Origin of the sequence: Moraxella catarrhalis (assembly GCF_001632285.1) — a bacterium.
In the GTDB taxonomy this organism is placed as follows: domain Bacteria; phylum Pseudomonadota; class Gammaproteobacteria; order Pseudomonadales; family Moraxellaceae; genus Moraxella; species Moraxella catarrhalis.
In genome coordinates this window covers 1-9,210 of record NZ_LWAH01000002.1, presented here as the reverse complement: position 1 = coordinate 9,210, position 9,210 = coordinate 1, and the positions used below count along the sequence as shown (strand labels likewise).

Below are 9,210 nucleotides of genomic sequence, written 5' to 3'. Positions count from 1 at the left end.
CCGCCTCCGCTGCCACACCAGCAGCCACATTGACATCTTCACCAGCAAAGACAGCGGTGATGCCTGCAATCAGTTTGGCAGCATTTAGGGTATGGGTGTTTGTGTATTAGGCTTTAAAAGGTTTTCAAGCGTACTGTTTCATCATTTCAATAACAGGGATATAATCTTTGTCATGACTCCAAAACAACTCTAATAATTGTAACACTTCATAATGACCATTATAAAAATGAACATTACCACCTTTTTTGAGCATCAGTTCAAGTACATCCAACCTATCTTTGGTATAGCCAACCATGGATAAAGGTCTCAATCCATCTTTATTAGGAATATTAGGGTCAGCCCCTGCCTCCAGCAAGGCGATAGCAGCATCAGCATTCTTTGAACGCATGGCATAGTGTAATGGGGTCATACCATAAACATCTTGGGCATTGATAGGAATGCCTTGGTTGATAAGATAGCTGATGGTGACAGGTGGTGGCTCATCAGGATTCATAGAATCCGTGACTTTGTGAAGCCAATTTTTTTTATCGCTATTGACAGCGAGTAAGTTGTGTTGTGGGTGTTGTTTTAATAAATTTTCAGCAAGAGTAATATTGCCTAAACATAATGCATCTAAAATCTCCACACCGCTCATATCATAACTCATTATCTAATACCTCTTTTGCGTTTAAATTGATTCATATGTCTAATGATTTCACCCAAATCATCACTGCCAGGTTTCTCATTGCGATGACCCATATTATCCGATGCGTTTTCAAGTCTGAAATAATCAGGATGAGAATTAATAAAGTCATTAAATTGAGCTTGAGTCAGACCTGTTTGCTCAGCTGCTAAAAATTTTGAGCATATTTTTTCATTAAATTATAGATATCAAACACCCATTGCTCTTCATTTTCTGTTGGCAACCAACTTTCCAAAATGGTTCTATTAGAGCCATCGCCCATAATGTTATGAACATTGCCACCTTTTTTGAGCATCAGTTCAAGTACATCCAACCTATCTTTGGTATAGCCAACCATGGATAAAGGTCTCAATCCATCTTTATTAGGAATATTAGGGTCAGCCCCTGCCTCCAGCAAGGCGATAGCAGCATCAGCATTCTTTGAACGCATGGCATAGTGTAATGGGGTCATACCATAAACATCTTGGGCGTTGATGGGGATGCCTTGGTTGATGAGGTATTTCACTGATAAGCTAGTCTTGTAACTATCAGAACTAGGACTTAGTAAAATTTGATGAAGCCAGTTCCATTTTGAGCTTTCTGAAATATCAAAAATACAATGATTTTCTTTGAATTTATCAAATAAAATTAAAGCATCTTCAATCATACCCTTTTTCAAGAACGATAAAATTTCAGCACCCTGAAATTCAATATCTTTATCATAATTCATTATTTAATACCTCTTTTGCGTTTAAATTGATTCATATGTCTAATGATTTCACCCAAATCATCACTGCCAGGTTTCTCATTGCGATGACCCATATTATCCGATGCGTTTTCAAGTCTGAAATAATCAGGATGAGAATTAATAAAGTCATTAAATTGAGTTTGGGTTAGACCTGTTTGCTCTACAACTAACACTAATCATCTGTATTTATTAAAAATCTACAGCCTGCGAGTATATCAAACTTAATTGTGCTCAAAATGGAATACTAAGTTAGATTCATCAAACTCAATCAATCCCATGGATTTCAAAAATTCTTTTTCATCAAGCTGTCCATTTTCCAAAAAACAAGATTTGCTGACAAATAGGCAATCAATCCAATCTTCATTTGGGATTAACTTGCGAAGCTCATTAACAATATCCATTTCCAATTTGTTGTTAAAATTTTTATTTAATAAATCATTGACCAACGAGATAATATATTTATTTCGCTTATACTCATCAGAAAGTTCGTATTCTTCTATTTTTTGGAAAAATTTTTCATAATCTAGTCCATTTTCTTTTGTGCAATAGTCGTTAGTCCAAAAGATATAGCCACTCCATTTTGGGTCTGGCAATATGTCATCCAATTCAAGCATAATATCATTCTCTCTGTCTTCTGAACTTTCAGCATTTAACAATTCTTGTATTAAAGACTTTGCTTTGATGATTTTTTCTGCATTTAGATTACTCATTTTTTACCTCTCTTACTTGTTTTATCAGCATGATCTTTGGGAGTTCTGATAATAATATTATCAAGATTGTAAGTGGCAATGACAGGACGGTGGTCGCTCCATCTTTGGGCTATCGAAATGATATTAATTAACCGAACGCTTACTTTGCTTCATATAAAGCCAGCTCTTCAGATATTTTTGAATATAATTCAATATCATTAAACTCGTATTCTTCTTTTTCACTATCTGGATTATATAAATCAACTATATAAAATATTGATGATAAAAACAAATTTAGTCTCTCATCATCAATATTTGCCAACCCCAAATCTCTCTCTATTCTCCATAGTTCAATATAGGCATCAACAAAACAATTTGTGTTAATTCTTTCATTCAAATACGCTTTGGTAAAATTAAGCAATAACACACTCATCTTAACACTCCATTCTTGAAAAAATTCTCGTATCTTATAAGATTACGAAAAAAATAACAGATATTACAAATACAATAATAATACCCAATAATATATTTTTTCGCTTATCTTGATTTTTAATAAATTTTTTAGTTTCTTGGGGTATGTTTAATATCGTATTTAATTTTAAAGTTATATGGGTCATGAATTAATTTGTAATTTTCATTTCTTACAAGCCATGTCTATCAAAATTATTTTCTAATATTTTCTTGGTGTTGCTATTATAGTACCAATCATTATAATCTCCAATTACCTCAAGAGTGAATTCTCCATTCTTGATATAATAATAACACAAACCCTTTCCAGGAATTTTGTTTGATGAATCCTTTGAGCACCATGAGTAGTAATCATTATTTACATCTTGAAGATGTGATAAATCGTTTGGAAATTTGCCGTGCAAGATTTTATATTGCTCTATATTTTCTAGTAAAAAATAAAATCTAATTTGTGTTTGATTTTTTGATTCTTGTTGCAATAAGATATTGTATGTTAACAAAATTATTAACAATGTAAAACTTAAAATAATGAAATTTTTAGTTTTTATTTTAATTAATTTTGCCAATATAATATATGTATAAATGATAATAATCCACATTGAGAATGCATAAAAATATGGCAGTAATTCTAATTTCATCATATTATCTATTTTGTAAATAACGGGTTTATTGTTTTATTGGTTATTCCTGAATGTTTTCCCACATCCTTTTCTGGAAGATCTTTATAGTTAGGTGCAGTCTCAGGGCGGGTTGCTATTAAGTGATTATTCAAATAGCTAGATATTTGCTGACCAAAAGTTAGGGTTAGATTAGGATTAAAGAAACTGGCTCCGAAAACTGCTCCAAAGTAGTCGGAGGGTAGATCTTCATATGAATACGCAGAATGAGGGGCTTTTATACTATCGAGTTTTTCCTGTAAATAACCACGCTTCACCGCATGGTTTATAGATTTACTAACTATTTCTTGTTGCGTAAGACCTAAATAGGAGGTGGAAGGATTTTCCATCATTTCCTTTTTATGGCTATATGCCTCACTTGCATAAAATAAGAAATGAACCATATCAATCCAACCACCTTTTTTTGTATAGATGTATCTAGATGCTTTATTGTTAAAGTAACCTGTCTGTGTTGGCTCTAACATCCAATTGGTTTCATTCAATGATAAGAGATACAGATGAGCTTCATTACCCTGAAATAACCCAACTTTGCGAATGGAATTGTTTAGTAGATTCTCAAAATCTTTTACTGTCCCGACCAACTCCTTATTTACAGCATTCCACCTCACCGCCTCTGCTGCCACACCAGCAGCGACATTGACATCTTCACCAGCAAAGGCAGCGGTGATGCCTGCAATCAGTTTGGCTTGATTGATGAGTTTGTCTTTTTGTGCTTGGGCTAGGGTGTTTGGGTCATCTACTTGATGATCACCCCACATCTCACCGACTACTGCACCGATGCTGCCTGCTTCACAACGATTTCCTGCTGCTTTGGCAGATAGACAGCTTGCCATGCCAGCGGCAAGCTTATGAATGGCACCAATGGTGTCTGCATTGCAACATAAATCATATTATAAATAATTTATTTAATAATACCATTTCCTTTATTTTTTCAAAATGAGTATTCTCAACAAAATAAAAATGATGCGTTAAGTCGTATCCAATTTCAACCATTAATTTCAGATTTGAAAAAACCAAAGTACACAAAGGTCGTTCTTTTAAACCATTAATGACATTTCTTACATATAAATCTTTATTTTTTGTTTTAATAATTGATGAATTATTGTCTATATATACAAAATCATCATTTAAATCAAATAAAAAATCATATAAACGCAGAAAATTATTCATAACTTTGTTCATTTCTGCTATTAGGTTATCACTAGATGATTTCGTGATGTTTGAATAGCATACAAACTTTTCATTTATATATTCTTCCTCGCTTAAAATATGATCAAAGTATGAAATTGAAAAATATGTTTTGATATTTTTAGGTGGTGTTTTTTGTAAATCTATATACAAATCACCTAAGTTATCTCTAGTTAAAGTTGCTTTCAAACTATCCAAAATCTTTTCATTGTTAAAATCAAAATAAATCATCATTTAATCTCGCAAAAATATACCATCTTTAGAAATTGTTCCCACTCTTCTACCTTTGGAATTTATTAATTTCCATGCACTGCCTGCATGGGGAGAATTTCCCCTATCTGGTGATATTTTCCATTGTGTATTAGGATCTATATAGTCCGCTCTAGCCCCACTATTGCTGCTTGTCGAGCATCCGCCCATGTTAAGCGATTATTTTTCTTGTATATATTTCTTAGCTTATTACCGATTTTTAAAGAGCTTACAACAGCTTTTAAGCCATTATTCTCAACCGCCACTAAAGCTTCATTTACCGCTGTATCCACATCAAAGTCATACAGTAGGGCGATAGCACCTGCGGTAATCTTGACAGTATTTAGAAGTTTGTTGTACTCATCTGAGCCTAGTTTTATCTCACCTGATTCAATGCTTTGCTTGAGTTTTTCTGTAACTAACCAATCCCCAACCATCTCACCGATGATGGCACTTATATATCCTGATAGATAAATAAATATGTTTCTTTTTCTTGAGTGAGGCTTGAATAACTGGAAATATACAAGTAGGAATATATGTATATTACATAATCATTTGATTCATCATAATAGGCGTAATAGCAATAACCCCAACCATCTAGCATAGTCTCATGCATATTGCAAAAACTTTCTCTGTGGTTGTTTCCATCTAACGGTATACCGATATTATTTATTGATTTTGGGTATGTGCCATAACTGGTATTGTAATCATCTATCTTATTTATAAGATATTGAAGTCTTTCTTTTGACATTTTTTTGTCTTTTAATACAAACATATATGATGCAAATAAAAGCAAACAAAATATGAAATAATAGAAATATTTTTTATTCATGGTATAAACATTGGGTTAATAGTTCTGTTAAAAATGCCAGAATGTTTTTTGTTGTCAATATCTGGTAAATCATTGTAGTTTGGTGCATGATATGGGGACTTAACATCTAATTCTTGTTTAAAATAATTATAAATTTGTTGACCAAAACTTATTTTTGATTTTGGGTCAAAATGATTTGTACCAAATACCGCCCCATAGTAATCGGAGGGTAGATCTTCATATGAATACGCAGAATGAGGGGCTTTTATACTATCGAGTTTTTCCTGTAAATAACCACGCTTCACCGCATGGTTTATAGATTTACTAACTATTTCTTGTTGCGTAAGACCTAAATAGGAGGTGGAAGGATTTTCCATCATTTCCTTTTTATGGCTATATGCCTCACTTGCATAAAATAAGAAATGAACCATATCAATCCAACCACCTTTTGTCGTGTATATATATCTGTCATTTATACCATTAAATGGAGGCGTTACACTTGGCATTAGTTTGAAATTAGTATCATTTAGCCTTAACATTGCCTTTTCTGCATCGCTACCAACCAGCTGACCCATTTTTGTGTTTGTGTTATTAAAAAATTCAATAAATGCAATGATATTTCCTGATTGACTTTTATTGACAGCATTATTCTCCACCGCCTCCGCTGCCACACCAGCAGCCACATTGACATCTTCACCAGCAAAGGCAGCGGTGATGCCTGCAATCAGTTTGGCTTGATTGATGAGTTTGTCTTTTTGTGCTTGGGTTAGGGTGTTTGAGTCATCTACTTGATAATCACCCCACATCTCACCAACGACAGCACCAATGCTGCCTGCTTCACAACGATTTCCTGCCGCTTTGGCAGATAGACAGCCTGTTAAACCTGCGGCAAGTTTATGAGCGATGTTGCGTGCTAGTGTATCACCATCGATGTCATGGATGATGTCTTTGAAGATGTTTTGAGCTCTTAGGTTGGGTTAGCGACAGTGTAACCCAACATGATGATTTTTAATAAATATTTGTTAGGTTTTCTTTTCACTAAGCCCAGCCTACGTGGGCTTGGGGTGGGAGAGATGGTATCTACCATGCTTCATCACAAATAAAACACCACTGATTTTTGATTTGCAATAGCATAATCCAATATGAATAATATTTTGCCAACCGTCTGGTCTATCTTAATATACTTGCTATTGATGGCATTAATAATGTTTTGCATAATATCGAAATCAAAAATCCAGTCATCCTCATGTAATCCAAACAGCCAATTATCTGTTTCTTCCGATATTATCCCCCACAGCCCCGTGCTTTGATAATACCGAACCTCCTCCTCATTTAGAATAACAACAGTTTGACTACCTGCATTTGCATATGCCCAGTCAATCATTTTAGGAAGATCATTAATTTCTATATTCCTCTCAAGACAAAATACTGGATATAATCTGGTATTACTCATTATCTAAATTCCTAATATGGGTTTTTTGCTGAACATAATCTTTGGCATCTTTGCCTTGTAAATGTCCAGTTGAGACAATATTGCCATTGCTATCAAGATACTGACCTCTGCTATTATCATATATCCGATAATAGTTATTTTCATTATCTTTGATTATGGTGTATCTACCATCGGAGCTGATATATCTGGTTTTTACCCTATCATCACTCACTTTTCCTTTTGCGTTAGGTGTTAATTTTCTATAAGAAGCCTTGAAGCTTCCCGAAGACCAATTTGGGCTATAACGAATATAGGACTCTCGTCTTTTTCGAACAGCGTCATTTGTAGCCCTCTGAACTTGAGCTCCGCCATTTGTTCTAGGCTTTCCTAAATTTACAACACCATTTACACCTTCAGCAATATATGGAATTGTTTGGTTTTTGATTGCTGCTACACCGCCATTAAGGTAGGTGTACATGCTTAATTCCATTTGGATTAGCATCTCCTTCATGCCACCATAAGAAACCATGTAATAGTCTTTGGCCATTCTTAATATAGCATTACAAGATGCATCGGTATTTTTGCAATATCCTATATAATGTTTGTATATTTGATTAACACTTGATTCCCAATCTTGAATCTGCACATCATTTAGACCAGCATTCTTTTTATAGCTAACCTGTTTCCATTTTTGCATGATGGTGCTACAGCTAGTGGCTGGGCCTGAGCCACAGTATTTGATATATTCTTCTACAAACTCTTTATCTTCATCTGAGCCAAGCCCAAGAATACCTCTTGAAAGATGATTCCACCTCACCGCCTCCGCTGCCACACCAGCAGCCACATTGACATCTTCACCAGCAAAGGCAGCGGTGATGCCTGCAATCAGTTTGGCTTGGTTGATGAGTTTGTCTTTTTGTGCTTGGGTTAGGGTATTTGAGTCATCTACATCCGTTTTGCCACCATTGATACTAAAGCTTTGGGGTTTGCCATTAAAGCCAACATCGGCACTAAATCCTGCTTGTTTTTGATCATGAGTGTATTGATAAGTGTCTTGACGGCTTTTGACAATCAAATCACCGCCAACAGTGACTTGGGTGTTAGGGAATTGATTTAACTGCCATAATAACTGCCATCATCTTGACGCCATAGGACAGCTGGAGCAGTGATATAAAAATACAAATTTACATCTTCATCAAGTTCATCCGTTGCATCTTTAGGAAAATTATCTCTAAGATAGGCAACAATTTCATCTGATGAGACATCCCAAATGTCATATCCTTCATACCAAATACCATTAGGTGGTATAAATTTGATTAAGTCTGCGTCTAAGGCTTCTTTGATAAGCTGAAAGAATATCTCTTTGTGTTGCTCAAAGTTTATGCCAACACAATAGCTCGAAACAGCACTGAATAGTGCTGATAACCATAGGTTTTTTGAAGTTTCAAGCATCTCTTTTTTAACCTTTTCAGGTATATAAATCATAGTTATCACCTTAAAAATTTAATTTCTGGGTTTTTGGTCGTTCCTGTGGCAGATTTGGGAATATCAATCGTCCAAACAAGACCTGTTCGACTCTGGCTACTTGCTACACTCCTCAAATTATAACTACCATTTTCAGTTTTTACTGCATATAATAACCCCTTATTCCTACCAATAGTTATTTCTCTTGGTTGAGGCAAAGGCTTACCCGTCAACTCTGTAAAATACTGTTTGACCTCAGCATCGCTCGCACCCCTAAATACTCTTACAAGTCCTTGGCTGTTTGACTCTGGTAGTAGCGTACGGTTTCCAATTCTTACTCCTACTCTTGGGTTTGTCGCTGTAAATAATTCTCGTAGCTCTTGATCTCTTGGTATATATACTGCAGCCCTGTGAGAGGGTTTGCTTTGATTATTTGTTGGTTTTTCAATGACTGCTTCCGAGACAGTCCTAGCTCCACGCTTGGTAACAACTTTAACCGATGTTTCAAGTCTGCGATTGGGAATAATTTCAATCGCAACATCAATATAACCTTGTCTAATTTCTTGTTGTGTTGCATATCTTTGTCCCGAGCGAGGTTGGCATGATTCACCTGAATGTCTGAAACATACAATAAAATCCCCTCGAGTGTTTTTCAGATAAACAACATTTTCCAACAACTCAGCGAGATCATCTGAAATATTCGTAATGGCTTGTAATTGCTCCTTTACATAAGTGCCATCTATATCATTTTTTATTTCCTCAAGCTCATTATAATAAAAAATTTGAGCTGTACCATTCCACCTCACCGCCTCCGCTGCCACAC

15 protein-coding genes and 1 pseudogene are annotated in these 9,210 nt (G+C 35.0%); all 16 read right to left on the bottom strand.

Annotation, left to right across the window (positions count from 1 at the left end; all coding sequences use genetic code 11):
- Positions 1-88 (bottom strand): annotated as a pseudogene (locus tag A4U55_RS09415) (VENN motif pre-toxin domain-containing protein); the annotation flags it as partial.
- 36 nt (positions 89-124) lie between these two features.
- Positions 125-646 carry an ankyrin repeat domain-containing protein gene (locus A4U55_RS01325; protein WP_063453932.1) on the bottom strand — a complete coding sequence of 174 codons (522 nt, stop codon included), beginning with the start codon at positions 644-646 and terminating at the stop codon, positions 125-127.
- A complete protein-coding gene (locus A4U55_RS09380) occupies positions 646-849 on the bottom strand; it encodes a GH-E family nuclease (RefSeq protein ID WP_111738269.1) in 204 nt (67 codons plus the stop codon). The genes A4U55_RS01325 and A4U55_RS09380 overlap by 1 nt, the downstream gene beginning before the upstream one ends.
- Positions 831-1,391 (bottom strand): ankyrin repeat domain-containing protein, encoded by a 561-nt coding sequence (locus A4U55_RS01320; protein ID WP_042510283.1) that lies wholly within the window; start codon positions 1,389-1,391, stop codon positions 831-833. Before A4U55_RS01320 ends, A4U55_RS09380 begins: the two co-directional genes overlap by 19 nt.
- A complete protein-coding gene (locus A4U55_RS09375; protein ID WP_063453931.1) occupies positions 1,391-1,582 on the bottom strand; it encodes a GH-E family nuclease in 192 nt (63 codons plus the stop codon). Before A4U55_RS09375 ends, A4U55_RS01320 begins: the two co-directional genes overlap by 1 nt.
- Before the next feature lie 48 nt (positions 1,583-1,630).
- Positions 1,631-2,119, bottom strand: coding sequence for a hypothetical protein (locus tag A4U55_RS01310; protein WP_036366545.1), 489 nt, complete (start codon positions 2,117-2,119; stop codon positions 1,631-1,633).
- A gap of 139 nt (positions 2,120-2,258) precedes the next feature.
- The gene (locus A4U55_RS01305) at positions 2,259-2,531 is read right to left on the bottom strand and encodes a colicin immunity domain-containing protein (RefSeq protein WP_003662477.1); all 273 of its coding nucleotides are present in this window, start codon (positions 2,529-2,531) and stop codon (positions 2,259-2,261) included.
- A gap of 208 nt (positions 2,532-2,739) precedes the next feature.
- Positions 2,740-3,204: a hypothetical protein gene (locus tag A4U55_RS01300; RefSeq protein WP_003662480.1), complete on the bottom strand. Its 465-nt coding sequence runs from the start codon at positions 3,202-3,204 to the stop codon at positions 2,740-2,742.
- Positions 3,205-3,212: 8 nt separating this feature from the next.
- Entirely contained in the window at positions 3,213-4,001 is a 789-nt protein-coding gene (locus A4U55_RS08735) for a VENN motif pre-toxin domain-containing protein (RefSeq protein WP_105212864.1), read from the bottom strand.
- Between the two features lie 127 nt (positions 4,002-4,128).
- A complete protein-coding gene (locus A4U55_RS01290) occupies positions 4,129-4,665 on the bottom strand; it encodes a hypothetical protein (RefSeq protein WP_049155698.1) in 537 nt (178 codons plus the stop codon).
- Between the two features lie 134 nt (positions 4,666-4,799).
- The gene (locus tag A4U55_RS01285) at positions 4,800-5,117 is read right to left on the bottom strand and encodes a VENN motif pre-toxin domain-containing protein (protein WP_003659605.1); all 318 of its coding nucleotides are present in this window, start codon (positions 5,115-5,117) and stop codon (positions 4,800-4,802) included.
- Between the two features lie 391 nt (positions 5,118-5,508).
- Positions 5,509-6,297, bottom strand: coding sequence for a VENN motif pre-toxin domain-containing protein (locus A4U55_RS08730; RefSeq protein WP_080534130.1), 789 nt, complete (start codon positions 6,295-6,297; stop codon positions 5,509-5,511).
- Between the two features lie 287 nt (positions 6,298-6,584).
- Positions 6,585-6,944, bottom strand: a complete 360-nt coding sequence (locus A4U55_RS01270) for a DMP12 family DNA mimic protein (RefSeq protein ID WP_063453930.1) — start codon at positions 6,942-6,944, stop codon at positions 6,585-6,587.
- Positions 6,937-7,998, bottom strand: coding sequence for a VENN motif pre-toxin domain-containing protein (locus tag A4U55_RS09355; RefSeq protein WP_406564502.1), 1,062 nt, complete (start codon positions 7,996-7,998; stop codon positions 6,937-6,939). Before A4U55_RS09355 ends, A4U55_RS01270 begins: the two co-directional genes overlap by 8 nt.
- A 38-nt stretch (positions 7,999-8,036) precedes the next feature.
- Positions 8,037-8,408 (bottom strand): hypothetical protein, encoded by a 372-nt coding sequence (locus tag A4U55_RS01260; RefSeq protein WP_049155721.1) that lies wholly within the window; start codon positions 8,406-8,408, stop codon positions 8,037-8,039.
- A gap of 5 nt (positions 8,409-8,413) precedes the next feature.
- Positions 8,414-9,208, bottom strand: a complete 795-nt coding sequence (locus tag A4U55_RS09080; protein ID WP_081248085.1) for a hypothetical protein — start codon at positions 9,206-9,208, stop codon at positions 8,414-8,416.
- Positions 9,209-9,210 lie beyond the last annotated feature (2 nt).

Coding starts and splice junctions, on each gene's coding strand:
- A4U55_RS01290 (WP_049155698.1), bottom strand. CDS start 4,665: ATGATGATTTATTTTGATTTTAACAATGAAAAGATTTTGGATAGTTTG.
- A4U55_RS01325 (WP_063453932.1), bottom strand. CDS start 646: ATGAGTTATGATATGAGCGGTGTGGAGATTTTAGATGCATTATGTTTA.
- A4U55_RS01260 (WP_049155721.1), bottom strand. CDS start 8,408: ATGATTTATATACCTGAAAAGGTTAAAAAAGAGATGCTTGAAACTTCA.
- A4U55_RS01285 (WP_003659605.1), bottom strand. CDS start 5,117: ATGGTTGGGGATTGGTTAGTTACAGAAAAACTCAAGCAAAGCATTGAA.
- A4U55_RS01305 (WP_003662477.1), bottom strand. CDS start 2,531: ATGAGTGTGTTATTGCTTAATTTTACCAAAGCGTATTTGAATGAAAGA.
- A4U55_RS01310 (WP_036366545.1), bottom strand. CDS start 2,119: ATGAGTAATCTAAATGCAGAAAAAATCATCAAAGCAAAGTCTTTAATA.
- A4U55_RS01270 (WP_063453930.1), bottom strand. CDS start 6,944: ATGAGTAATACCAGATTATATCCAGTATTTTGTCTTGAGAGGAATATA.
- A4U55_RS08730 (WP_080534130.1), bottom strand. CDS start 6,297: ATGTGGGGTGATTATCAAGTAGATGACTCAAACACCCTAACCCAAGCA.
- A4U55_RS08735 (WP_105212864.1), bottom strand. CDS start 4,001: ATGTGGGGTGATCATCAAGTAGATGACCCAAACACCCTAGCCCAAGCA.
- A4U55_RS01300 (WP_003662480.1), bottom strand. CDS start 3,204: ATGAAATTAGAATTACTGCCATATTTTTATGCATTCTCAATGTGGATT.
- A4U55_RS01320 (WP_042510283.1), bottom strand. CDS start 1,391: ATGAATTATGATAAAGATATTGAATTTCAGGGTGCTGAAATTTTATCG.